Below are 23,529 nucleotides of genomic sequence, written 5' to 3'. Positions count from 1 at the left end.
CCACTGTCGGGTCGAAACGGCGGCGGCCGACGGGGCAACATGCCCCGCCGGCCGTCGGTGCCGAGTGGTGCGACCCGGCACAGGACCTAGAAGGCCTCCTCCGGGAGGTCCATGATGTCGAGGTCGGCACCCTCGATGATCCGCCGGTCGGCGCCGATGCGGGGCAGCACCTCACGGGCGAAGAAACGGGCAGCGGCCACCTTGCCGGTGTAGAACGCCTTGTCGCTGGCAGAGACCTCGCCGGTCAGCGCCTTCAGCGCCACCTCGGCCTGCCGCTGCAGCAGCCAGCCGACCACCAGGTCACCGATCGCCAGCAGGAAGCGCCGGCTGCTCAGCCCGACCTTGTAGAGGGCGCGGGTCTCGCCGCCCTGCGCCTCGCCCAGCCAGCCGGTCATCACACCGAGGATGTTCTGCACCTCGCCGAGCGCCTTGCCGAGCGCCTGCCGCTCCTCCTTGAGCTGGCCGTTGCCCGCCTCGGTGGAGATGAACTCCTGGATCTCGCCGGCGACCGCCATGAGGGCCTTGCCGTTGTCCCGAACGATCTTGCGGAAGATCAGGTCCAGGCTCTGGATGGCGGTGGTGCCCTCGTACAGGGTGTCGATCTTGGCGTCCCGGACGTACTGCTCCAGCGGGTAGTCCTGGAGGAAACCGGAGCCGCCGAAGGTCTGCAGGGACTCGTGCCCGAGCATCTCGTACGCCCGCTCCGAACCGACGCCCTTGACCAGCGGCAGCAGCAGGTCGTTCACCCGCTTGGCCAGCTTGGTGGCCTTCTCGTCGCCGGCCGCCTCGGCGATGGCGACCTTGTCCTGCCAGGTGGCGGTGTAGAGAACCAGGGCACGCAGGCCCTCGGCGTACGACTTCTGCAGCAGCAGCGAGCGGCGCACGTCCGGGTGGTGGGTGATGGTGACCCGCGGCGCGGTCTTGTCCGCCTGCTGGACCAGGTCGGCGCCCTGCACCCGGTTCTTCGCGTACTCCAGGGCGTTGAGGTAGCCGGTGGAGAGGGTGGCGATGGCCTTGGTGCCGACCAGCATCCGGGCGTACTCGATGATCATGAACATCTGGCGGATGCCGTCGTGCTTGTCGCCCAGCAGCCAGCCCTTGGCCGGTACGCCGTGCTCGCCGAAGGTCAGCTCGCAGGTGTTGGAGACCTTCAGGCCCATCTTGTGCTCGACGTTGGTGGTGTAGACGCCGTTGCGCTCGCCCAGCTCGCCGGTGGTCTCGTCGAAGTGGAACTTCGGCACGACGAAGAGCGACAGGCCCTTGGTGCCGGGGCCACCGACGCCTTCCACACCCACCGGGCGGGCCAGCACGTAGTGCACGATGTTGTCGCTGAGGTCGTGCTCACCCGAGGTGATGAAGCGCTTCACGCCCTCGATGTGCCAGGAGCCGTCCGGCTGCTGGATGGCGCGGGCGCGGCCGGCGCCGACATCCGAGCCGGCGTCCGGCTCGGTGAGCACCATGGTGGAGCCCCACTGCTTGTCGATGAAGAGCTTGGCCCACCGCTTCTGCTGCTCGTTGCCCTCGACCTCCAGCACGTGCGCGAAGGACGGGCCGGAGGCGTACATCCAGATCGGGGCGTTCGAGCCGAGCACCAGCTCGGCGAGGGCCCACCAGAGGGCGCGGGGGGCGTTGGTGCCGCCCAGGTGCGGCGGCAGGTCCAGGCGCCAGAACTCGGAGTCCATGAATGCCTGGTAGGACTTCTTGAACGACTCCGGGAGCGGCGCGGTGTGCGTGGCCGGGTCGAACACCGGCGGGTTGCGGTCGCTGTCCGTGTAGCTGGCGGCCAGGTCCTCGCGAGCGAGGCGATCAAGCTCGGAGAGGAAACTGCGGGCGGTGTCGGCGTCGAGTTCGGAGTACGGTTCCTGGCCGAACGCCTGGTCCGCCCCGAAGACCTCGAACAGGTTGAACTCAAGGTCCCGCAGGTTGCTCTTGTAGTGGGTCATGCTCGCTGGCCCCGCTTCCGGACAGGTGTTACCGATCAGTAACCCCGACTGTATTACTCGCGGGTAGGCAGCGACAAGCGGATCACCCAAGTGACGGCCATTACACACCTGCGGGCGCGGCCGGGCGGCTCAACTCTCGGCGGCGCCGACCTCCCAGCTCGGGACGGCGACGGCAGCGCCGGCACGGGCACCCACGTACTCCATCAGAACCAGCGCGATGTCGTCGTCGAGCCGACCGTGCACCCACTCGACCAGGGCGGTCTCCAGCGATGCCAGCCCGTCGGCGACCGTGCCATGGCCGAGCAGTCGCCAAGCCCGATCGGCGGTCGGGAAGAACTCACCGTCCCGCCGCGCCTCGCCGAGACCGTCGGTGAACAGCAGCAGCCGGTCCCCGGGTTCCAGGCGTTCGACCCGAGGGCGGACCACCGGCATGAACCCGAGCGGAGGTGCCGGGGCCGGCGGTTCCAGCGGGATCACCGCACCTCGACGTAGCAGCAGCGGTGGCGGATGCCCGCAGTTGACGATCGTGAGGGTGCCGCCACGCTCCTCGACCAGTGCCGCCGTGACGAAGTCCTCGTCGCCAACGTTGCGGGCGACCGCGCGGTCCAGGTCGGCGACGACGGCCCGCAGGTCGGCCCGCTCGTACGCCACGTGCCGGTAGGAACCGAGGACGATGCTGGCCAGCCGGACCGCGTCCAGACCCTTGCCCCGCACGTCACCGATGATCATGCGGACGCCGTAGGGCGTGTCGATCGCCTCGTACAGGTCGCCGCCGATCTCGGCCGTCGCGGTGGAGGAGATGTAGCGTCCCGCGACCGACAGCGTGCCGACCTGCGGCCCGAGCGGGCGCAACACAGCCTGCTGGGCCACCGAGGCGAGCTTGGTCAGCTCCACGATCCGCTCGGCCTGCCGCTGGCGAACCCAGGCCACCGCAACGGCCATTCCGGTGACGAGAGCGACCGCGACAACGTTGACCGAGGTGGCCAACGAAACCTTCGGCGCGACCAGCGCGAAGCCGGCGCCGATCAGTGTCGCCGCGACGCCCACCCCCAGGACCACCAGCCAGGACGCCAGGGCGGCGGCGAGAACCGGCGCGGCCGCCAGGAGCGCGACGTAGTGCACCTTACGGCCGTCCGCCGCCTCCACCGCCGAGACGATCGCGAGCAGAACGAGGGCCGCGCCGAGGCCGGCGCGGGATCCGGGGCTCAGCGGGCGACGGCCCGACTGGAGGAGTCGCGTGGGTACGAGGGACAGTTTGCCTGATCCACGTGAACCGGTGAATGAACCTGACCCGTCGTCTGAGGAGGTTCTGTCCGGCCGGCCCAGTCGGCCGACCGAATCGGCGTCGCCGCCCCCGCTCAGCCGAGGACCTCGTAGCGGACGGTGAGCGCGCCCACGTCGACCGAGGCGATGCTGGCGAAGGCGGCCCGGGAGAGGTCCAGACAGCGGCCGTCGATGAACGGGCCACGGTCGTTGATCCGCACCGTAACCGACTTGCCGTTGGCCGGGTTGGTCACCCGGACCTTGGTGTTGAACGGCAGCGTCTTGTGCGCGGCGGTCAGCGCGTCGGGGTTGAACGACTCGCCGTTGGCGGTGAGCTGCCCGTCGGAGTAGAACGAGGCGCCGCACGAACCGCTCTCGAGCACCTTCGCCGCGGTCGTGGTCTTCTTGACGGTCGGCTTCGGCTTCGGCTTCGGCGACGTGGTGCGTTCCCTGCCCCGGGAGGCGGCCTGCTGCGACCGGGTCGCCGACGGGCTGGCGGTCACGCTGGGCGAGGCGCTGACGCTCGGGGTGGCGGCCGGGGAGCTGGGGGTCAGGCTGCTCGCGGCGGTGGTCGGGGTGAGGTCGAGAGCCACCTGCCCGGACTGGTCGGGCCCGGAGACCAACTGCACGGCACCTACCGTGCCGCCGACGGCGAGGGCGACGCCGACCGCCGCGGTGGCCACGATGCCCGCCGGGGAGGAGAAGATGCGGGTACGAGAGTGCTTGCCTGCCACCGGCCCGGTCCTTTCGTCGTCTGAACAAACCGGATCGGACCGTAACGAGAGAAGCACTTCCGAAGTCAACGTGATCATGGTGGTATGCCCGCATTTGCACAGGTACGTGTAGCCGATCATCCGACCCGGGGTGGGCCGGGTGGCCCGGGTGCCGTCGCGCCCGCCGACCGTGCCGCAGGATGAGCGGATGCCCGCCGATCTGACCGAACGCCTGGCCGCCCTGTTCCAATGGATCGACCCCGGCCCAGGCACCAGTCACCTGGTCAGCGACATCTCCGGTTGGTGGCGGGACCCGGCGGTGCTGGCCGAGCTGGGGCCGGCCCTGGTGGCGCCGTACCGGGCCGCTTGTCCAACGGTCGTGCTCGCGCCGGCCGTCACCGGGCTGCTGCTCGGGCCGTTGGCCGCCACCGCCCTCGGGGTCGGCTTCGTGGCCGCACACAAGCCCGGTGACGGACGCCTGCCGGCCGGGCCACTCACCTGGGCACAGAGCCCACCGGACTACCGGGGCCGACGGGTGGACCTCGCCGTACGGGACCGACACCTCGGCCCCGGCGACCGGGTGCTGGTGGTGGACGACTGGGTGCGTACCGGCGCGCAGCTGCACGCCCTCTACGACATCTGCGCAGCCCGGGGCGCCGAGGTGCTCGGCACCGCCGTGGTGGCCGTGGACTGCCCGCCCGAGATCGCGGCCGACCTACGGATCACCGGCCTGATCGACGCCGCGGATCTGCCGGGTTGACCTCAAGCAAGGTTGAAGAACGACGATCGGTGGATGAGCGAGGGAACACTGGACGAGGCGTACGAACGACTGCACCGCACCGGCCCGGAGTTCGAGGGCTGGCTGTCCAACCACGGGCCGATGGCCGTCGAGGCGCTGGTCCGGCACGGGCACCAGCAACGGGTGCACCGCTGGCTCGACGAATACCTCGGGCGACTCGATGAGCTTCCCCGGGGGCTGCACCCGATTGACGACTGGCGGGACGCGCTCGGCGACCCGAAGCGCGCCGGTGACTGGCTGGCCTACTTCGACCGGCAAGTGCGCGAACACCAGTGGCGCGACGTGCTCGGCACCTGGTGGCCCCGGCTGCTGCCGGGCATCGCCGCCGGTGCCACCCACGGCGTGATCCGGGTCGGGCACGCCGTACGCGCGCTCGAAGCGGACGAGGAGAACCCACGGCGGCTCACCGAGTTGGGCCAGGCCCTCGGCTACTGGGCGGCACGCTGGCAGCCGATCCCCGGCACCGACCGGCTGTTCACCGGCGATGCCGACGAGCCGGGTACCGACGACATCGACGTGGCGGGCGCGCTGGCCGGGCTGCCCCGGATCGAGGACCAGACCGGAGGGGTCCGGGACCGGCTGGGCCGGCTGCCGGCCGTACCCCGGTGGGAGCCTGCGCTCGCGGCGCTGCGCCCCGCGCGGAGCCCGGCCGAGGCGCAGCGGGGGCTCACCACGCTGGTGCACCGGGCCGGCCTGGACTACCTGCGTTTCGGACACACCAACCCGGTCATGCTGGTGCACGCGGTCACCGCGCCGACCGCCGTGCTGCGTACCCTGCCGGCACTTGACCGGGCGCTGTGGGCGCCGAGCTTCGCCGCGGCCTGGGCCGCGACGGCGGCCATGACCTCCGTGTACGCCCCGGCCACCGGCATCGCGCCACCGACCGTCACCCCCGCGACGCCGTCGGAGGTCTTCGCCCGCGCGGCCCGCCACGGCGACGAGCACGTGGTCAAGCTCGCCGACGCGATCCTCGACGCGTACGCGACCAGTGCCGACGAGCGGCTCCTCACCGCACCCGGCTACGCCGGCCAACTGATCTGAGCGGGGCGACGGGTATTGCGGCAGCGACCGGGGTCGCCCTGACCTAGCCTCGGCAGGATGTGGCCTCGGATCGGTGAACTGCGCGCCCTCGCCCTCGGCACCCCCGGCGAGTTGCGGTCGACCCTCAACACCCTGGTGCTGGCCGGTGTGAAGACCGCGACGGCCGGCCGACTCGCCGAGTACGCGGAAGAAAGCGAGGAGTTGGAGCACCTCGGCGAACGCCTGGCCCTGGTCGACGACGACAACGCGCTGGCCGGCGTCGTGGAGATCACCGGAGTCGAGGTGGTCCGCTTCGCCGACGTGCCCTGGGACTTCGCCCACGCCGAGGGCGAGGGTGACCGCTCGATCGAGGAGTGGCGGGCCGGGCACTCGACCTACTGGGCGCGGCTCGGCACGCCGGTCGACGGCGACACCCCGATCGTCTGCCTGCGCTTCCGCCTGGTTTCCGGCGGCGAGGGCGGTGTGGCCAGCGGTGACCTCGGCACCTGACGCGGCGGCTCCCGGCCGGATCGGTGCTGGCCTCCCACCGGGCCGATGTGTCGGCCTGGCGGGCTCAGTCGCGCAGTTGTGGCAGCAGCCGCGTCGCCACGTCCACCAGGACGGCCTCGTCACCGGCGTACCAGCTGCTGGCGCGTGGCCAGTGCGTCACCACGTCGGTGAAGCCCAGCTCGGCGGCGCGGCCGACCTGGTCGGCGAAGAACTGTGCGCTGCTGAGCGAGAAGACCGGCGCGGCATCCAGCGAGAGGTAGCGGTCCAGGCTGGCCGGGTCACGGCCGGCCTCGTCCAGGGTCCGGTCCATCCGCGCGGACAGCGCCGACACACTGGCCCACCAACCCGCCAGGTCGTTGTCGTCACCGGTGCCGGTGGTCACCCACCCCTGCCCGAAGCGGGCCACCAACCGCATCGACCGTGGCCCGTTGGCGGCCACCACGAACGGCACCCGAGGCTGCTGCACGCAGCCGGGGTTGTTGCGGGCATCCACAGCGGCGAACCAGTCCCCACGCCAGGTGGTGCCGTCCTCCCGCAGGATCAGGTCCAGCAACTCGGTGAACTCGGCGAACCGGTCGACCCGCTGACGAGGCGGCAGCGTCTCACCACCCAGCACCGCCGAGTCGAAGCCGATGCCACCCGCTCCCAGACCGAGCAGCAAGCGGCCGGCGGAGACGTCGTCCACAGTGGTGATCTGCCTGGCGAACGCGGCCGGGTGCCGGAAGTTCGGCGACGCCACGAGGGTGCCCAGTCGAATCCGCGAGGTCACAGTGGCAGCAGCGGTCAGCGTGGCCATCGAGTCGAACCACGGGCCGTCGACCAGGTCACGCCAACCCAGGTGGTCGTACGTCCAGGCGTGGTCGAAGCCCCACTCGTCGACCTGCCGCCAGCGACGCTGCGACTCCGCCCACCGCTGGTCCGGAAGGATCACGATGCCAATCCGCATGATCGCCACCCTAGTCGGGCCGGCCACCCGCGCCCTAGCATCACGCTCATGCAGGGGATCGGGGCAGCCGTACGAACGGCGAGCCTTTCTGACGTGCCGGCGCTGGTCGAGTTGCGCATGGCGAACGCCGAAGCGCACCTGGCGCTCGACCCTGACACCTACCGCCTGCCGCAGCGCGAGGCGGTCATCGAGCACTTCACCGCCGTCCTCAGCGACGCGGCCGCCCGGAACGCGGTTCTTGTCGCGGAACAGGGCGGGCAGGTGGTCGGGATGGTCGAGGTGCTGCGCCTGCCCGAACCGCCCGCACACCAGATCCTTCGCCCGGAGCCTTCGGCGCAGATCCATACTGTGGTGCTCGACGAGGCCCGGGGCCGCGGGGTCGGCTCCGCGCTGCTCGACGCGGCGGGCCGGTGGGCGGTCGAGCACGGGCTTTCCTACCTGTCGGCGGGTATACACCACCGCAACGCGAGCGCCGTGCGCTTCTACCGCCGCCACGGCTACGAACCGTCCGGCACCTCGTGGGGCAGGCGGGCAGTCGGTTAGGCCGGCGTCCGGGGCACCATCGTCGCCCGACTTTGGTTACCGTTCCGTTGTGGACATGCGGGCACGACGGACCGACACGGTACGGGCGTTCGGCACCCTGTTACTGGTGGCGGGTTTTGTGATCTCGCTATTCAGCATGCCGTCCGGGGGCGCAGGGCTCAAACCGCAGATCCTGGCCGCGTTCCTCATCCTGACCGGTATCGGTCTGCGGATCGAAGCGGCGATCGCCAACCGGCAGTTCTAGGTCCACCGTCGCGGCCAGCCCGTACCCTCCGGTGGTGCCCGCCGAAGCAACTGCCGCCCGCGTACCCCCGGCTCGCCGGTTCCGCATGATCCGCACGGTGGCGTTGCTGGCCGGGGTGGTCGTACCGTCCCTCATCCTCCGCGAGTTGGTCGAGTCCCGGTTCGGCCGCGGGCCGCTGGCCGACCTCAGCGCGGTCGCGGTGCCGATGGCGGCGACCGCGTGGCTCGCGCCGTACGCCTCCTATCGGCGACGCGACGCCCTGCTCTGGCTGGTCGGCCCGGGCATCTACGTCTTCACTGTGATCGCCTGGCGGGTGGCCCTCGCGCCCTACCGGGACTGGAGCCCCCGCCCGGAGGAAAAGGCCCGGATGCGCTGGTCACGCGACCCGGAACACGCCGGGGAGTGGTACCTGACCGAGCCGGCGAGTGGCACAGGTCACACTTCTTCCCGGTAGGGACACCGCGTTCGGCTCCGACCCCTCAGGGAGCGGCACCCAGGCGGGGTGTCGCCCGAGGAGAGGACCAGAACGCGATGACGAAGGTGACAGCACAACTGTCGGTGTCGGTGGACGGCTTCTACGCCGGGCCGCAGTTCGACGGGAACGGCAACTGGATGGACTCGGAGGAGAGCGCCAAATTCTTCCGGGTCACCCGGTGGGCGACCGAGGCGGCGGCCTGGCGCGAACGGCAGGGCTTCGCCGGCGGGGAGCAGGACACCAACTCCGAGGTGATCGCCGAGTCGTTCGGCGCGGCCGGCGCGTACGTGATGGGGCGCCGGATGGCCGACGGGGGTGAGATCCCCTGGGGTGAGGAGCCGCCGTTTCGCGCACCGGTCTTCGTCGTCACCCACCGCCCTCGCCAGCGGCTGCTGCGGGGAGGCGGCACCAGCTTCACCTACGTCACCGATGGCGTGGTCAGCGCCGTCGAGCAGGCGCGCGCCGTGGCCGGTGGCAAGGATGTCGCGGTGGCCGGGGGCGGCAGCCTGGTGCGGCAGGTGCTCAAGGCCGGCCTGCTCGACGAGTTGGAGCTGCACGTCGTACCTGTCGTGCTCGGCACCGGCCTGCGCCTCTTCGACGCGGACCTCGACCTGGGCGACCGGGAAGGGGTCGAGCTGACGCCGACCCGCGTCCTTGCCACCCCACAGGTGACCCACATCCGGTACGCGGTGCGAGGTCGCGCCCCGCTCGTGCTCGACGACCGGGGCAGCGGAGGCGGCCCGACGGTGACCGCGAACTGAACCACGGCCCCTCGAAGGAAGGAGGAGAAACCATGCCGCAACTGTTGCGGGTGCAGTGCTTCAACGTCTCGCGCGACGGGTTCGGGACCGGGGAGGGGCAGAGCCTGGAAAGGCCCTTCGGTCACGCGGACCCCACCCCGCTGTTCTCCTGGCGTTCCGCCACCGCCAGCTTCGTGTATCGCACCGAGCCGGGTGGCAGCCGCGGCCTGGACGACTACCTGACCCGCGACGCCGAGTGCAACATCGGCGCGGAGATCATGGGTCGCAACAAGTTCGGCCCCCAGCGTGGCCCCTGGGAGAACCTTGACTGGCAGGGCTGGTGGGGGGACAACCCGCCGTTCCACACGCCGGTCTTCGTGCTCACCCACCACGTGCGCCCGTCGTTCAGCCTGTCCGACACCACGTTCCACTTCCGTGATGTCAGCCCGGCCGAGGCACTGGCCGAGGCGAAGCAGGCGGCCGACGGTCGGGACGTACGCCTCGGTGGTGGGGTCGCCACCATCCGTGAATTCCTCGAGGCCGATCTGGTCGACACGATGCACATCGCCGTCGCGCCCGTCGACCTCGACCGGGGCGAGCGGTTGTGGGACAGCCCCGACGAACTGCTCGACCGCTTCCACCTCGAGTCGGTGCCCAGCCCCAGCGGAGTCACCCACCTCCTGTTCTGGAGACGATGACCGCGCCCTTCCCGGCGCTGTCGTCTACAGCCGCGCCAGCACCAGCAGGCGGTTGCCGTCGGGGTCGGTGACCCGCGCGGACCGCTCACCCCAGGGCTGGTCGACCGGCTCCTCGGTGACCGTCGCCCCACCCGTGCTCAGCGCGCCCACTGCCGCGTCGCAGTCGTCGGCGTAGACGCACAGCTCCCAGCGGTGTGAGTCGGCCGGCCCGCCAGCCTCCGGGTTGGCGGCCAGGCCGAGCTCGCTGCTGCCCAGTCGGAGGGCGACGAACTCCGGTGCGCCCTCGTCCGGGAACCGGTAGGTCAGCTCGAAGCCGACCACGTCCCGGTAGAACGCGATCAGTCGTGGCAGGTCAGGTGTCGTCACGATCGGAAACGCTTCGGTGAACACGGACCACCTCCAAGCCGGACCCTAGCCGGTGCCGGGTCCAGCAGGAACTACCACTGTCGATCCCGATAGAAGTCATCACCTCGTTCCGGGCCTCCAGCCGAGCGCAGTGGCTGGACTGCCACCGGGCCGGGTCTGCTCACGGCGCCGCGCGGCGGAGGCCGGCGAGGACGAGGGTGATGAGGCCGTCCGCGTCGGTTCGGTAGCTCGGATGGTCGTAGGCCGCACAGATGCCGTGGAGGGCCATCATGACGGCGCCGGCTCCCACGTCGTCGCGCATGGTGCCGGTCCTGACGGCGGCGGCCAAGAGGTCGTCGATCACCTGGCCCAGGGCTTGGGCACCCTCTGCCAGCGCGCCCGATTGGGTGGCCATGAGCGTGGCGAGTGTGCGGGCGAGGCCCTCGTGGCGGTGCAGGTGGTCCACGAAGCCGCGCAGGAAGGATTCCAGCGCCTCGTCGGCGGGGAGGGTGGCCTGCAGCTCGTAGGCGCGGTCGCACATCGCAGTGAGTTCTTCGCGGTAGACCGCCTCGGCCAGGGCTTCCCGGGTGGGGAAGTGGCGGTAGAGCGTGCCGGTGCCCACGCCAGCGAGTTTGGCGAAGTCGTCGAAGCGCAGGTTGAAGCAGCCGCTGGCGAAGAGCTCGCGGGCCTTCGCGATCAGGGCGTCCCGGTTGCGGCGGGCGTCGGCGCGCAGTGGCTTGGCATCGGTCACGTGGGGCTCCATGTTGACAAGTGGAGACTATCTCCATATTTTTAGAACCGGAGACAGTCTCCGATTATAGGGTACGAGGTGCCGTGTGAAGATCTTGATGTTCGGCCGGGGCGTCATCGGCGCGACCTACGGGTGGGCCCTGGAACGGGCCGGGCACCACGTCGAGTTTTATGTCCGGCCGGGGCGGGCGGCAGCGTACGGCGATGCGATTGATCTCGACCTGCTCGACGCCCGGCGACGGCCGTGGGGGAAGCGCGTCGCCGAGAGGTGGCCGGTGCGCTACCGCGAGTCACTGGAGCCGGACCATGACTTCGACCTGATCGTGCTGAGCGTGCAGCACTACGGCTTCGCGGAAGCCGCGGCCTTCCTGGGACCGCGCGTGGGCAAAGCCACTGTGCTTGTCTTCAACAACCTCTGGGTCGAGCCGATGACCGCGACCGAACACCTTCCCGCTGATCAGGTGGCCTGGGGCTTCCCCGGGGCTGGCGGCGGCTTCGGCGACGACGGCGTGCTGCGTGGGGCCCTGCTGCCCGTGGTCTTCTTCGGCACTCTCGACCGGCCGCCGACCGAGCGCGAGCGGGCCGTGCGCCAGGTGTTTCGCGAGGCGGGGTTCAGGCTCCAGGAGAGCTCCGACTTCCGTGGCTGGCTGTCGATCCACTTCGTTCAGAACGCGGGCCTGCACACGCAGAGCCTGAAGCAGGGCTCGTTGTCCAAGCTGACGCCCGGCAACGCACGCGAAGCGATCCTCGCCACCCGCGAACTCCTGCGGCTCGTCGAGGCTCGCGGCGTTGATCTGCGGCGGCACCGCAGCGAGCTACTTCCTTTCACCGCGCCCGTCTGGCTGGCAGCACCGGCGATGGCCTGGCTGTTCAGACACTTCCCGCCGATGCGCCTGGTCATGGAAGCCCATGCCAACCCCGAGGAACTGCGCGCGGTCTGCCGCGACACCCTGACGGAGGCGCGCAGGCTGGGCGTGGAGGTGCCCCGACTGGAGGCGGCCGAGCCCTACTTCGCTGCCGAGAGAACGGCCTAGGCATCCACTCGCTGGTGCTGAAACGCCTCAGGCATGCGCCGAAATGAGATGCGTACGGACCGGCACACCTGTTGGATCTCGACATGGAGCATGAGCTTGTTCGTCCCCGAAAGGCACGCCCCGGGGACCACCTCGCGGTCCTCTCACCATCCTTCGCCGCAGCCGGCGCCTATCCGGTGATCCACGAGCAGGCCATGCGACGGCTTGCCGACCTGACCGGCCTCGTACCTGTCGAATACCCCACCACCCGCCAGGTGGGTGCGACCGCGGCAGCGCGTGCGGCGGACATCAACGCGGCCTTCGCGGACCCCCAGGTACGCGGCATTCTCGCCGTCATCGGCGGCGAGGACCAGATCACCGTCATCCCCCACCTGGACGCCGACCTGGCCCGTGCCGACCCGAAGCCGTTCCTCGGCACCAGCGACAACACCAACCTGCACCACTGGCTCTGGGGACTGGGCATCGCCAGCTTCTACGGCGGATCCTCGCAGGTGCACCTCGGCCCCGGGCCTGCCGTCGACGACGTGCACGTCAGGTCGCTGCGAGCGGCGTTGCTGACCGGGGAACGGCTGGAGGTCACCGACCCGGGTGAGTCCGAGGACATCGGCGTCGACTGGGCAGATCCGCAGGCGTTGAAGTCGTTCGGAGAGCGCGAACCGACGGAGCCATGGAGCTGGCACGGGCCGGCCCGAGCGGTCACCGGCCGCACCTGGGGTGGCTGCCTGGAAGTCATCCAGTGGATCCTGACGGCGGGACGCTTCCCGTTCCCCCCGGAGGTCCTGCACGGCGGGGTGCTGATCATCGAGACGTCGGAGGAGCTTCTCCCCGCCCCTGAGGTCGGCTGGATCGTCCGATCACTGGGTGAACGCGGTCTCCTCAGCGCCGTCGACGCGGTCCTGGTCGCCCGTCCGCCGGTCTCCGACCACACCCGTCGACCCCCGGCCGCAGATCGGGCGCGACTTCGCGAGCAGCAGCGCGACACGGTCGTCGACGTGGTGACCCGCTACAACCCCGAGGCGGTCGTCTGCGTCGGCGTGCCGTTCGGCCACACCAAGCCACAATGGATTCTTCCGCACGGCGGTCAGGTCACCGTCGATGGCGTGGAACGCCGGATCTTCGCCGACTACCGGTAGAGGCCGTTCGGCAACGGGGCCTACGCCCGCCGCACCGAGCGACCGTCCTTCCTGGCTGCCCGAATGCGGTCCCGAGACTGAGAACGGGCGCTCACACACCACGCCTCCTATTGCCCGCCCGACCTCTGGTGGGTGCGGGCCGCACGGCGGGTGGTGAATCCAGTGGACCGGCACCGACCGTGGCGGAAAGCTGTGGGGATGGAACCGACACAGACGGCGATCATCGTGCCAATACCCGAGGCCGAGGAGGCGGTGGGCCCCTTCCGGGCATCGCTCGACCCGGCCGCCGGGTGGGGGGTGCCAGCGCACGTGACCGTCCTCTACCCGTTCCTGCCCCCGCAGCAGATCGACGAGCAGGTCTTGGCCGTACTGCGCGAGACCATTGCCGGGATCCCGCGGTTCGACGTCGCACTGACGGACGTCGGCTGGTTCGGTGACACGGTCGTCTGGCTTGCTCCACAGCCAGCTCGCCCGTTCCGGGAACTCACTTCGGCCGTGTGGCAGCAGTTTCCCGAGGCGCCCCCCTATGCCGGGGCGCACAGCGATGTGGTGCCGCACCTGACCATCGGTCACGACGCCGCCAAGGCCACGCTGAGCCACGCCGCAGAAACAATCTCCACGCACCTGCCGATCAACGCGGCCATCGACAGAGTCAGGCTCATCGCCGGAACACCGGACATCAGCCCCTGGCGCACCGTCTGCGAGTTCCCGCTGGGCGCCACACCACCTGCGCCGGCTGGACCGTTACCGTCCTTGACGTGAACTCGGCGGAATTCTGGAAGTTCCTGGAGCGGTCAGCCGAGGAGACGACCGACCCGGCCCGAAGACTGGACTGGTTGGCATACCGGCTCAACCGCGTTTCACTGGAGCACATCGCGGACTTCCAGGTCCACCTAGAGGCTGCGCGTCGCCCGATCGATACCTACGCCATGTGGGGCGCAGCCAACCAGATCATGGACGGCCTGTGCAGCAGCGACTCGTTCTGGTACTTCCAACCATGGCTCATCGGCCAGGGGCAGCGCTGGTGGCAGCACGTCGCCCAAAACCCCGACAACCTCGCCGACCTGCCCGCTGTGCGTGCGCTCGCCGGCCGCAGTCTCTGGGAACGGGCCGACGCGGAGTGGCCGCACTGGGAAGAACTCGCCTACGTGGCATCCCGCGCCTACGACCGCATCACCGGGCGTGAAGACAGCCTCCATGAAGCGCTGGACGCCCGGGGCCACCGCGCGTACTTCGATCCAGCCCCAATCGATGAGCCCTGGGACAGCGACAGCCTCGCCGAGATCGAACAACGCCTGCCGCGCCTCATGCGCTTGTTCCCCCGCCAGCACTACGTGAAGCCCTGACCTGCGGTGCGGGGAGTCAGAGAGCGGATCTCCTCGTCGGGCAAGCGTGGCTGATGGTCCGTGGATGGCCCGCCGGACGCAGTTGGCCTGAGCAACATCAAAAGCCCTGGCTGGGACTGTTGTCCTGACCAGGGCTTCTGCACGTGGAGCGGGTGACGGGAATCGAACCCGCACTGTCAGCTTGGGAAGCTGATGTTCTGCCATTGAACTACACCCGCAAGCGGCACCACTGTACCCGAGTCATCGAGCCCATGCACCCAGGCACCCCCGGTGACCGCAGGTGTCCGACCGTGCCGCCCGGGTCGGCGGGGTTGATCCACTCGGCTTCCTGAAAGTCGGGGCATCCGCAGCGCCGGGATACCGCGGTTTCGCCGAAGTCGAGTGGATCATGCGGGAGTGGCGGCTCGCCGGGTGTGGCGGGCGTACGCATCGGTGCCGGCTCCGTCACGACGGAGCCGGCACCGATGATCTTCCGGTCGTGTGGTCAGGCGGCCGTGCACTGCACGTCACGGCTGAGGAGGGTCGGGCGCGTCTGCGGGACGGCGATGGGCGCTGCCACCGCCGACTGGGCGTTTGGGTCGAGCCAGACCCGAACGGCCGGCCGGCTCGGCCCGAGACCCGGAATGCCCGCGATGTGCTGCTCGCGGCGGGTGAGCATGGCCACGTCGACGGTGAACTCGAAGAGCCGCCAGTCGACCTGCGGCTCGGCCCGGGCGCTCTGCGCCAGCTGCGCCACCCGGATCGGATCGGTCACCGGGCGGGCGTGACCCGCCACGTACGCCTCGTCGTCGCTCTCCTCCGCAGGGAACGAGTGCAGCGCGTAACGGCCGTCACGTTCGAGGTCGCGGCGCTTGGGCGAGTCGATGATGAAGCAGAACAGCCCCTCGGCGGTGATGACCGGTGAGACCGGATGGACGCGGGGCCCGCCGTCGGCACGGACCGTGGCCAGATAGCCGAAGCCCGGCCCGTACTGCTGAAGGAGAACGCGGATCCCGTCGGCGAGTCGGGGCTCGTCGGCGGCGAATTCGGACCAGGAAGCCATGTGGGCATTCTATCGAACAAATGTACGAGTAGCGACCTCGACGCGCTGGTCCGGCACCGAATCCGGCCACTTCCGGCAACGCGGCTATGGTGGTCCGATGCTGCTCTCCGACCGTGACCTGGTCTCCGAGATCAAGGCCGGCACGCTGGGCTTGGAGCCGTTCGAGCCCACCCTGGTCCAACCCTCCAGCATCGACGTCCGACTCGACCGGCTGTTCCGGGTCTTCAACAACCACCTCTACACCCACATCGATCCGGCCATGCAGCAGGACGACCTGACCTCGGCGGTCGAGGTCCCCGACGGCGAGCCGTTCGTGCTGCACCCGGGGGAGTTCGTGCTCGCCTCGACGCTCGAGGTCATCTCGCTGGGTGACCAGCTCGCCGGCCGACTGGAGGGCAAGAGCTCCCTGGGCCGGCTCGGGCTGCTCACGCACTCCACCGCCGGTTTCATCGACCCGGGCTTCTCCGGCCACGTGACGCTGGAACTCTCGAACGTGGCGAACCTGCCGATCACCCTCTGGCCGGGCATGAAGATCGGGCAGCTCTGCATCTTCCGGCTCTCCTCGCCAGCCGAGCACCCGTACGGCTCGGTGGTCTACGGCTCGCGCTACCAGGGCCAGCGGGGGCCGACACCCAGCCGCGCCTGGCAGCACTGGCGCACCTGGCCCACCCGCTAGGACCAGAACGACGAGGGCCCGCCGCGAGGAGATCGCGACGGGCCCTTCGGTCACACTGGGTCAGCCTGGACGGCCGTAGCTGTGGATCGGGCCGTCGTCGACCTTCTTCATCTTGACCGGTTGACCAGCCTGCGAGGCGTGCACCACCCAGCCGCCGCCGACGTACATGCCGACGTGGTGGATGTCGCTGTAGTAGAAGACCAGGTCGCCGGGGCGCAGGTCACCCTTGCTGACGTTCTTGGTGACCCGGCTCTGCGCGGCGGCGTTGTGCGGCAGCGACACGCCGGCCTTCGCCCAGGCGGCCAGCATGAGCCCGGAGCAGTCGTACGAGTTCGGACCCTCGGCACCCCAGACGTAGGGCTTGCCGATCTGCGCGCAGGCGAACTTGACCGCGGTGCCCGCGGCACCGCCGGGGTAGCTACCCGGGCAGGGCGCCGGGCGCAGCGGACCGCCGCCGCCGCTGCCGTACACCTTCAGGCGCAGCTTCTGCAGGCGGTCGATCTCGTCGTTGATCTGCTTCTTCTTCGCCGCCAGCTGGGCTTCCGTGCGGGTCAGCTGGGCCACCATCTCGTCCAGTGGCGCCTTCTGCGCGGCCAGTTGGTCGCGCAGGTCGGCCACCTGGCGTACGTCCTTCTGCTGGTCGTGCGCGAAGCGGTCCAGCATTTCGAGCTGGCCGACCACCTCGCTGGGCGACCGGCTGCCCAGCATCGCGTTGACGGTCGAGACGTTCTCACCCATGTAGGCGCGTACGGCAAGGGCGCTGACCTTGTCCATCGCGGCGTCGACCTGGCGCTCGAGCGGAGTGATCCGGGCGGCCAGCGCGTCTGCCTGCTTGCGCTTCGCGGCGAGGTCGATGCGGGTGGCGTTGTGCCGTTCGATGACCGGTTCGAGCTTGTTCCAGTCGGCGTCGATCTGGCGCTCGATCTCGGCGACGGAGGGGTCGGCGTGGGCCGCCGTGGCACTACCGGTCAGAACGACGGCGACGCCGGCCAGCGCGGCGAGTGCGGTGGTTAAGCGGGACCAGCGTGGGCGCGGCACTATCGACGCCGGGCCGGCTGATGCCGACCGCTCGGACGACGGCCGCGGGGCATGGAGTGCCACCGGGGTTCCGTACTCCTTCTTCCTGACCGCCTACCGGGTTAGCTGACGGGTTCGGGCGGGAAGTCGGCGCCCTACCGCAGTGGCTGCGGATTCACCCCGAGGGACCTGGGTCCCCGGTTCGCTCGGAAACGACTCGGCGGTGTCGGTCCGTTACCGCCCGGGGTGGGCGGAGCTGCTGTCGGGCCGACAAATGACCAGAGTAGAGACGCCCGTTACCGATCCGCAACCCGTGCGGCCGTGACACTCCGTACGGATTGGACGAGGTCACTGACCGTGTGTGAAGAATTCTTTCCGTGCACGTCGATAGATGGAAAGGTATTGACGCGAGCTCCCGGACGGCGCGATGGTGATTTGACCTCACTCCGCGAGAATCTAGGGGGTTCGATGCACCATCCAACCCTGTCGACCGGCTGGCGCGCACTGCTCGCCGCCACCGTGGTCGCCGCCGCGACCACGGTGCCACTCTCCGTCGGCCCGGCCGCCGCCGCGCCCACCACCGACCGCCAACAGCAGTACGCCGACGCGGCCACCGAGTACGGCGTACCGGCCGTCGTGCTGCTCGGCGTCTCCTACCTGGAGTCCCGTTGGGACACCAACGCCGGCACACCGAGCACCAGTGGCGGCTACGGCCCGATGCACCTGACCGACGCGCGGCACGTGGCCGCCCTACCCGGACGCGGTCACCACGACGCCGGAGCCGAGGACCCACGCGGTGACGACTCCCGGCCGGCCCGGGTGCCCGCGCCCCGACCGGTCGAGGCGCCCGCCCCGTCCACCGCCGCGTTGCAGACCGTCGACGCCGCCGCCGCGCTGACTGGTGCCGCCCCCGAGGCACTGCGTACCGACGCGGGCCTCAACATCCGGGGTGGGGCGGCGCTGCTGAGCGCGTACCAGAGGGATCTGGGCGCGCCGGTCGGCGCGGGCACCGACCCGGCGGCCTGGTACGGCGCGGTGGCCCGCTACTCGGGCGCGGACAGCGCCGACGCCGCGGCGGCCTTCGCCGACGAGGTCTTCACCACCATCGGCGCGGGCGAAGCCCGGGTGACCGACGACGGCCAGCGGATCACCCTGCCGGCCCGCGCAGTGCGGCCCGAACGGTCCTGGCTGGACCGGCTGGGCCTGCGCCGGCTGGCCCGCCCGGACGGGGTGGAATGCCCCCGCACCATCTCCTGCGAATGGATCCCGGCGCCCTACGAGGCGTTCGACGACGGGGACTACGGCAACCACGACCTCTCCGACCGGCCCGCGCGGCAGAAGATCGAGTACATCGTCATCCACGACACCGAGGCGAGTTGGGCCACCACCCTGCAACTCGTCCAGGACCCAACCTACGTGAGCTGGCACTACTCGCTGCGCTCGGTCGACGGGCACATCGCCCAGCACGTCAAGACGAAGGACGTCGGCTGGCACGCCGGCAACTGGTACGTCAACGCGAAGTCGATCGGGTTGGAACACGAGGGCTTCGCGGCGCAGGGCACCTGGTACACCGAGGCGATGTACCGGACCTCGGCGAAGCTCGTCCGGCACCTGGCGCTGCGGCTGGGCATCCCACTGGACCGCCAGCACATCATCGGCCACGACAACGTGCCCGGCACCATCCCCTCGACAGTGCGGGGAATGCACTGGGATCCGGGCCCCTACTGGGACTGGACGCACTACTTCGACCTGCTGCACGCCCCCCGACTGGACACCGGCACCCCGGCCACCGGGCTGGTCCGGATCGACCCGGACTACACCACCAACCAGCCGGCGTTCACCGACTGCGTCACGGTGGGCGTGCCCTGCGCTCCGCGCGGTTCCTCGTCGGTGGTGCTGCGCAGCGCGCCGTCCGCTGACGCGCCGCTGGTCAACGACATCGCGCTCCGCCCGGACGGCAGCCCGAACACGATGGCGGTGTCGGACCACGGGGCCAGGGCGTCAGCCGGGCAGACGTATGCGCTGGCCGGCCGGCAGGGCGACTGGACGGCGATCTGGTACCTCGGGCAGCGGGCCTGGTTCCACAACCCGTCGTCCGCGCCGACCGCCAGTTGGACCGTCGGAGTCGTGGCGACACCGAAGCCCGGAAGAGCCACCGTTCCGGTCTACGGACGGGCGTACCCGGAGCAGTCCGCGTACCCGGACGGGGTGCCCTACCAGGCGATCACGCCGCTCCAGTACACGCTGGCCGCCGGGCAGCGGTACTCCGTCGGCGCGGTGCTGGCCGGCGAGTACTACCGGGCCAGCACGTTCGACGGCTCCTCACCCGGTGACTGGACGGTCATTCGCGGCAAGAACCGGTACGCGCAGATCCAGTTCGGCCACCGGATCATGTACGTCGACCTCGCCGACGTGCAGCTGTTGCCCTCCCCGGTGGGGGCACCCCGCTGAGAACCACGACGGCCCCCGGTCGGTGACCGGGGGCCGTCGTGTCGCGCTGGGGCCTGTGTCAAAGTCCTCGGTCGAGCCGAGGCGGAGTCCAGGCGGCGATCCGGCAAGGCGGAGATTGGCCCGGATACCGGTGTTGTATCCGGGCCAATCTCCAACGCGGCCGGTCGTCGCCTGGGCCCGCCGCAGGCCGGCCAGGGGCTTTGACACAGGCCCTGGGTGGATCAGCCAGGTCTGCGGAACCCGGCGACGGGCATGGTGGTGATGCTGGACACCTGCACCGGTTTGCCGGCGCGTGGCGCGTGCACCATCTGGTTGTTACCCAGATACAGCCCGACATGACTCAAGCCGGAGAAGAAGAACACCAGGTCACCGGGGCGGGCGTCGGCGCGCGAGATGGCCTTGCCCTCGTTCCACTGGTCACCGGTGTGGTGCGTCAGGTAGATCCCGGCCGCCTTGTAGGCGTACTGGGTCAGCCCCGAGCAGTCGAACGAGTTCGGCCCGGTGGCACCCCAGACGTACGGCTTGCCGACCTTGCCGCAGGCGGTCTTGATCGCGGTGCGGGCCGCCGCACTGAACACGCCGTTGATGGTCGGGCAGGCCGCCGTCTTGACGGTGGTCTTGGGCATCGACGCCTCGAGCTGCTTGATCTCGGCGTCGATCTGCTTCTTCTTGGCCGCCAGATCGTTCTGCTGCTTGGTCTGGGTGACGATCAGCGCGTCCAGCTTCTGCTTCTCGCCGTCGTACTTGGCCCGCACGGCCAGCACGCCCTCGACCTCCTTGCGCTCCTGCGAAGCGAGCCGGTCGAGGATGGTGAGCTGCTCGGTGAGCGTGTCCGGCTTGGCGCTGACGAGCAGCGCACCGATGTCGTGTGACGGGCCGGAGATGTAGTAGCGGGAGGCGAGGTCGCCGACCCGGTTGAGCGCCAGCTCGCTCTGCAGCGCCAGCGGCTCGATCTTCTTCTGCAGGTTCGCCGACTTCTGCCGGTTGACCTTCAGCTGCGCCCGGACCTTGTTGTACTGCTCGATGGTGGGCTCCAACTGCTCCCACTTCTTGTCGATCTGCGCCTCGATCTCGTCGACCGTGGGCGCGGCATGTGCCGGCGCGGTCAGCAGACCGGCGCCGACCGCCGCCGCGGCGACCAGGATCAGCACCCGGTGCGCGACGCGACGCAGGCCACCAGAGCGAGCAGACGCAAACAGGTCGTGACGATGAGGGGGCATGGTTGCCACCGGCACCGACTCCTTTGCAACCGACCGCCGGGCGCCTCGCGTGAGGAAAGGGCCGAGGCAGACGACCCACAGCGGTCGGTGCCTCACATTAGGGAAGCTCGCGGCGGTAATCAAGGCGAGGGCGGTAACCATCACTGTCGTGCAACCGCTTGCACACCAAGGGTATTCGTCCATCACCCAACGATTGCGGTCAATACGTCGTCAAGAGTGACCACACCGATCGGCCGTCGCCCGTCGCTGACCAGCACCATGTGCCGCCGTTCGCGACGCATGGACAGCAGCAGGTCGGCCAGCGTACGGTCCGGCGGCACCACCGCCAGCGGCCGGTAGACGTCGGCCGGCACCGGGGACCGGCGGCCCTGCCCGGCGTACCCGAGAACGTCCTTGACGTGCACGAAGCCGAGCACCCGACGGGTCGACCGCTGCACCACCGGGAACCGGGACCGGCCGGTCCGGGTCGCCAGCACCTCCAGTGACGCCGGCGAGACGTCCTCGGCCACCGTCACCACAGTCGACCACGGTTGCAGCGCGTCCGCCGCCGTCCGGGCGTGCAGGGCCAGCGCGCCGGTGATCCGCGCGTGCTGTTCCGCGTCGAGCAGCCCCTCGGTCCGCGCCTGCGAGACCAACCCGGCCAGCTCCTCGGCGGTGAACACAGTCTTCACCGACTCGGACGCCTCGATCCGCCAGAACCCGAGCACCCTCCGGGCCGCCCATTTCATCGCGAGCAACAACGGTTTGGTGGCCACACAGAATGCCAGCATCGCCGGGCCGAGCCAGAGCGCGGAGACCTCCGGACCTGCCAGCGTGATGTTCTTCGGCACCATTTCACCGACGACCGTGTGCAGAAAGACCACCACGCCCAGCGCCAGCACGAAAGCCACCGGGTGCACCGCCCGCTCCGGGAGGCCGGCCGCGTGGAACGGCGGCTCCAGCAGGTGCGCGAGCGCCGGTTCGGCGATCGCGCCCAGACCCAACGAGCAGACAGTGATGCCGAGCTGCGCGCCAGCGATCATCAGCGGAATCTGGTTCATCGCCGACAACGCCCAGCGGGCGCGTTTCGACCCGGCGGCCAGCGGCTCGATCACCGTCCGACGGGACGCGATGAGCGCGAACTCGCTGCCCACGAAGAACCCGTTGCCGAGCAGCAACAGCACTGTCACCAGCAGCTCAGTCATCGTCGTCCGGGTCCGCCGGGCGCAACACCCGGACCTGCTCGATCCGGTGCCGCTCGACCTCGACCACTGTGAACTCCCAGCCGGCCGCCTCGACCGACTCGCCGGCGAGCGGGATGTGCCCGAGCTGGGCCATCAGGAACCCGGCCAGCGTCTCGTACGGCCCCTCGGGTAGCCGGAAGCCGGTCTGCTCGGCCAACTCGTCGGAGCGGAGCACACCGTCGACCAGCACCGTGCGCTCACCGCCCGGCACGGTCAGCTCGTCTGATCCGTTGTCGTCCACGCTCGCCGGGTCGAACTCGTCGGCGATCTCCCCGACCAACTCCTCGACGAGGTCCTCGACGGTCACCACGCCGTCCGTGCCGCCGTACTCGTCGACCACGATGGCCAGGTCCGCCCCGGCCGCCTTCAACGCCGCCAGGACACCGTCCAGGTTCAGGCTCTCCGGCACGTACACCGGCTCGCGGGCCACCGAACCGACCCGGGTCGACGCGCGGTCGGCCAGCGGCACGCCCAGCGCGTCGGGCACCCCGGCCACGCCGGTCACCAGGTCCAGGGTCTCCTCGTATACCGGAAACCGAGTCCGCCCGGTCCGCCGCGACTCCTCCAGAAGCTCCGCCACGGTGGCCGTGGCGCGCAGCGCGACCACGTCCACTCTGGGGGTCATCGCCTCCGCTGCCCGCTTGTCACCGAAGCGGATGGTGCGACGCAGCAGCATCGCGGTGTCCGTGGGCAGCGCGCCGGCCCGCGCCGAGATGCCCGCCAGCAGGCCCAGTTCCTCCGGCGAGCGGGCGCTGGCCAACTCCTCCTGCGGCTCCACGCCGAACGCCCGGACCAGTCGGTTCGCCGAGCCGTTCAACCCCCGGATCACCCAGCCGAACGTCCGGGAGAAGGTGTGCATCGGACCGGCCGTGGCCAGCGCCGCCGGCATGGGCCGGGCCAGCGCCGCGTTCTTCGGCACCAGCTCGCCGAAGAGCATGGAGATGAGCGTGGCCAGGGCCAACGCGAGGAACGGGGTGAGCCGCTCCGTGTTGTCCCCGGCCAGCGGGCGCAACAGCGGGGTGAAGAGCCGAGCCAGGGCCGGCTCGGCCAGGTAGCCGGTGAGCAGCGCGGTGATGGTGATGCCGAGCTGCGCCCCGGAGAGCTGGAAGGAGAGTTCGCGCAGCGCTGTGCGTACCGTCAGGGCGGCCTGGTCGCCCGCGGCGGCCCGCCGGTCGATCTCCGCCCGGTCGACAGTGACCAGGGCGAACTCGGCCGCGACGAAGAACGCGTTGCCCGCGGTCAGGGCTGCGAAGCCGACCAGGGGCAACAGCGTCATCAAGAGTAGGCCGTCGATGTCGCCTCACCTCGGCGAGATTCTTGCACGACGGCGGCGGCCCTCAGGGGCGCGTACGCCGAGCACTCGGGTGACTGCGCCGGCGAGTCGGTCGGCCTCTGGCA

Annotated in this window: 25 protein-coding genes, 1 tRNA gene and 1 riboswitch; of the genes, 14 read left to right on the top strand and 12 right to left on the bottom strand. The window is 70.2% G+C overall.

What is annotated here, in order from left to right:
• Positions 1–86: 86 nt before the first annotated feature.
• From AB0B48_RS14150 to AB0B48_RS14140, 3 genes are all read right to left on the bottom strand, one after another.
• Positions 87–1,943, bottom strand: coding sequence for an acyl-CoA dehydrogenase (locus AB0B48_RS14150; RefSeq protein ID WP_357200698.1), 1,857 nt, complete (start codon positions 1,941–1,943; stop codon positions 87–89).
• A gap of 129 nt (positions 1,944–2,072) precedes the next feature.
• Positions 2,073–3,197, bottom strand: coding sequence for a PP2C family protein-serine/threonine phosphatase (locus tag AB0B48_RS14145; protein ID WP_357200720.1), 1,125 nt, complete (start codon positions 3,195–3,197; stop codon positions 2,073–2,075).
• A 104-nt stretch (positions 3,198–3,301) separates the two neighbouring features.
• Positions 3,302–3,940, bottom strand: a complete 639-nt coding sequence (locus tag AB0B48_RS14140) for a septal ring lytic transglycosylase RlpA family protein (RefSeq protein ID WP_357200695.1) — start codon at positions 3,938–3,940, stop codon at positions 3,302–3,304.
• 187 nt (positions 3,941–4,127) lie between these two features.
• Here AB0B48_RS14140 and AB0B48_RS14135 point away from each other — a divergent pair, with 187 nt between their 5' ends.
• From AB0B48_RS14135 to AB0B48_RS14125, 3 genes are read left to right on the top strand one after another with little or no spacing between them, the layout of a single operon-like run.
• Positions 4,128–4,679 carry a phosphoribosyltransferase family protein gene (locus AB0B48_RS14135; protein WP_357200692.1) on the top strand — a complete coding sequence of 184 codons (552 nt, stop codon included), beginning with the start codon at positions 4,128–4,130 and terminating at the stop codon, positions 4,677–4,679.
• Between the two features lie 33 nt (positions 4,680–4,712).
• Positions 4,713–5,759, top strand: a complete 1,047-nt coding sequence (locus tag AB0B48_RS14130) for a questin oxidase family protein (RefSeq protein ID WP_357200689.1) — start codon at positions 4,713–4,715, stop codon at positions 5,757–5,759.
• 57 nt (positions 5,760–5,816) lie between these two features.
• The gene (locus tag AB0B48_RS14125; RefSeq protein WP_357200686.1) at positions 5,817–6,248 is read left to right on the top strand and encodes an ASCH domain-containing protein; all 432 of its coding nucleotides are present in this window, start codon (positions 5,817–5,819) and stop codon (positions 6,246–6,248) included.
• A 64-nt stretch (positions 6,249–6,312) separates the two neighbouring features.
• On the opposite strand, the gene AB0B48_RS14120 is transcribed toward AB0B48_RS14125, so the two are convergent.
• Entirely contained in the window at positions 6,313–7,194 is an 882-nt protein-coding gene (locus AB0B48_RS14120) for an LLM class flavin-dependent oxidoreductase (protein ID WP_357200682.1), read from the bottom strand.
• Positions 7,195–7,242: 48 nt separating this feature from the next.
• On the opposite strand from AB0B48_RS14120, the gene AB0B48_RS14115 reads away from it, so the two are divergent.
• The 5 genes from AB0B48_RS14115 to AB0B48_RS14095 all read left to right on the top strand — a co-directional run bounded on the left by AB0B48_RS14115 (position 7,243) and on the right by AB0B48_RS14095 (position 9,894).
• Complete coding sequence (locus AB0B48_RS14115) at positions 7,243–7,737, top strand: GNAT family N-acetyltransferase (RefSeq protein WP_357200678.1); 495 nt, start codon at positions 7,243–7,245, stop codon at positions 7,735–7,737.
• Positions 7,738–7,792: 55 nt separating this feature from the next.
• Entirely contained in the window at positions 7,793–7,981 is a 189-nt protein-coding gene (locus tag AB0B48_RS14110; protein ID WP_357200675.1) for a hypothetical protein, read from the top strand.
• 34 nt (positions 7,982–8,015) lie between these two features.
• A complete protein-coding gene (locus AB0B48_RS14105; protein ID WP_357200672.1) occupies positions 8,016–8,435 on the top strand; it encodes a hypothetical protein in 420 nt (139 codons plus the stop codon).
• Positions 8,436–8,512: 77 nt separating this feature from the next.
• The gene (locus AB0B48_RS14100; RefSeq protein WP_357200669.1) at positions 8,513–9,217 is read left to right on the top strand and encodes a dihydrofolate reductase family protein; all 705 of its coding nucleotides are present in this window, start codon (positions 8,513–8,515) and stop codon (positions 9,215–9,217) included.
• Between the two features lie 32 nt (positions 9,218–9,249).
• Positions 9,250–9,894, top strand: coding sequence for a dihydrofolate reductase family protein (locus AB0B48_RS14095; protein WP_355004631.1), 645 nt, complete (start codon positions 9,250–9,252; stop codon positions 9,892–9,894).
• 24 nt (positions 9,895–9,918) lie between these two features.
• On the opposite strand, the gene AB0B48_RS14090 is transcribed toward AB0B48_RS14095, so the two are convergent.
• Together AB0B48_RS14090 and AB0B48_RS14085 are read right to left on the bottom strand one after the other, a co-directional pair.
• On the bottom strand, positions 9,919–10,260 hold the full coding sequence (locus AB0B48_RS14090) for a VOC family protein (protein ID WP_357200665.1): 342 nt from the start codon (positions 10,258–10,260) through the stop codon (positions 9,919–9,921).
• A gap of 160 nt (positions 10,261–10,420) precedes the next feature.
• Positions 10,421–10,990, bottom strand: coding sequence for a TetR/AcrR family transcriptional regulator (locus AB0B48_RS14085; protein WP_357200663.1), 570 nt, complete (start codon positions 10,988–10,990; stop codon positions 10,421–10,423).
• Between the two features lie 85 nt (positions 10,991–11,075).
• Between AB0B48_RS14085 and AB0B48_RS14080 the strand changes: the two genes are divergently transcribed.
• The 4 genes from AB0B48_RS14080 to AB0B48_RS14065 all read left to right on the top strand — a co-directional run bounded on the left by AB0B48_RS14080 (position 11,076) and on the right by AB0B48_RS14065 (position 14,502).
• A complete protein-coding gene (locus AB0B48_RS14080) occupies positions 11,076–12,023 on the top strand; it encodes a 2-dehydropantoate 2-reductase N-terminal domain-containing protein (protein WP_357200660.1) in 948 nt (315 codons plus the stop codon).
• Positions 12,024–12,217: 194 nt separating this feature from the next.
• The gene (locus AB0B48_RS14075; RefSeq protein ID WP_357200717.1) at positions 12,218–13,156 is read left to right on the top strand and encodes an LD-carboxypeptidase; all 939 of its coding nucleotides are present in this window, start codon (positions 12,218–12,220) and stop codon (positions 13,154–13,156) included.
• 198 nt (positions 13,157–13,354) lie between these two features.
• Positions 13,355–13,918 (top strand): 2'-5' RNA ligase family protein, encoded by a 564-nt coding sequence (locus AB0B48_RS14070; protein WP_357200657.1) that lies wholly within the window; start codon positions 13,355–13,357, stop codon positions 13,916–13,918.
• Entirely contained in the window at positions 13,915–14,502 is a 588-nt protein-coding gene (locus tag AB0B48_RS14065; protein ID WP_357200654.1) for a DUF4240 domain-containing protein, read from the top strand. Before AB0B48_RS14070 ends, AB0B48_RS14065 begins: the two co-directional genes overlap by 4 nt.
• A 144-nt stretch (positions 14,503–14,646) precedes the next feature.
• On the opposite strand, the gene AB0B48_RS14060 is transcribed toward AB0B48_RS14065, so the two are convergent.
• Both AB0B48_RS14060 and AB0B48_RS14055 read right to left on the bottom strand, forming a co-directional pair.
• Positions 14,647–14,720, bottom strand: a tRNA-Gly gene (locus AB0B48_RS14060).
• A 266-nt stretch (positions 14,721–14,986) separates the two neighbouring features.
• On the bottom strand, positions 14,987–15,544 hold the full coding sequence (locus AB0B48_RS14055; protein WP_357200651.1) for a pyridoxamine 5'-phosphate oxidase family protein: 558 nt from the start codon (positions 15,542–15,544) through the stop codon (positions 14,987–14,989).
• Positions 15,545–15,641: 97 nt separating this feature from the next.
• On the opposite strand from AB0B48_RS14055, the gene dcd reads away from it, so the two are divergent.
• On the top strand, positions 15,642–16,220 hold the full coding sequence (gene dcd, locus AB0B48_RS14050; RefSeq protein ID WP_030332009.1) for a dCTP deaminase: 579 nt from the start codon (positions 15,642–15,644) through the stop codon (positions 16,218–16,220).
• A 60-nt stretch (positions 16,221–16,280) separates the two neighbouring features.
• Here the strand turns inward: dcd and AB0B48_RS14045 are convergent, their stop codons facing one another.
• Entirely contained in the window at positions 16,281–17,321 is a 1,041-nt protein-coding gene (locus AB0B48_RS14045) for an NlpC/P60 family protein (RefSeq protein ID WP_357200648.1), read from the bottom strand.
• Positions 17,322–17,334: 13 nt separating this feature from the next.
• Positions 17,335–17,470: riboswitch (cyclic di-AMP (ydaO/yuaA leader) on the bottom strand.
• Between the two features lie 235 nt (positions 17,471–17,705).
• On the opposite strand from AB0B48_RS14045, the gene AB0B48_RS14040 reads away from it, so the two are divergent.
• Positions 17,706–19,688 (top strand): peptidoglycan recognition family protein, encoded by a 1,983-nt coding sequence (locus AB0B48_RS14040; protein ID WP_357200645.1) that lies wholly within the window; start codon positions 17,706–17,708, stop codon positions 19,686–19,688.
• A gap of 221 nt (positions 19,689–19,909) precedes the next feature.
• On the opposite strand, the gene AB0B48_RS14035 is transcribed toward AB0B48_RS14040, so the two are convergent.
• The 3 genes from AB0B48_RS14035 to AB0B48_RS14025 all read right to left on the bottom strand — a co-directional run bounded on the left by AB0B48_RS14035 (position 19,910) and on the right by AB0B48_RS14025 (position 23,407).
• Positions 19,910–20,923 (bottom strand): NlpC/P60 family protein, encoded by a 1,014-nt coding sequence (locus tag AB0B48_RS14035; RefSeq protein WP_357200642.1) that lies wholly within the window; start codon positions 20,921–20,923, stop codon positions 19,910–19,912.
• A 167-nt stretch (positions 20,924–21,090) separates the two neighbouring features.
• On the bottom strand, positions 21,091–22,092 hold the full coding sequence (locus AB0B48_RS14030) for a hemolysin family protein (protein WP_355004619.1): 1,002 nt from the start codon (positions 22,090–22,092) through the stop codon (positions 21,091–21,093).
• Positions 22,085–23,407 carry a hemolysin family protein gene (locus tag AB0B48_RS14025; protein WP_357200639.1) on the bottom strand — a complete coding sequence of 441 codons (1,323 nt, stop codon included), beginning with the start codon at positions 23,405–23,407 and terminating at the stop codon, positions 22,085–22,087. Before AB0B48_RS14025 ends, AB0B48_RS14030 begins: the two co-directional genes overlap by 8 nt.
• Positions 23,408–23,529 lie beyond the last annotated feature (122 nt).

It is taken from the genome of Micromonospora sp. NPDC049089 (assembly GCF_040648775.1).
Lineage (GTDB): Bacteria > Actinomycetota > Actinomycetes > Mycobacteriales > Micromonosporaceae > Micromonospora.
The sequence above is the reverse complement of the archived record's forward strand: the minus strand, read 5'-3'. Positions and strand labels throughout refer to the sequence as shown.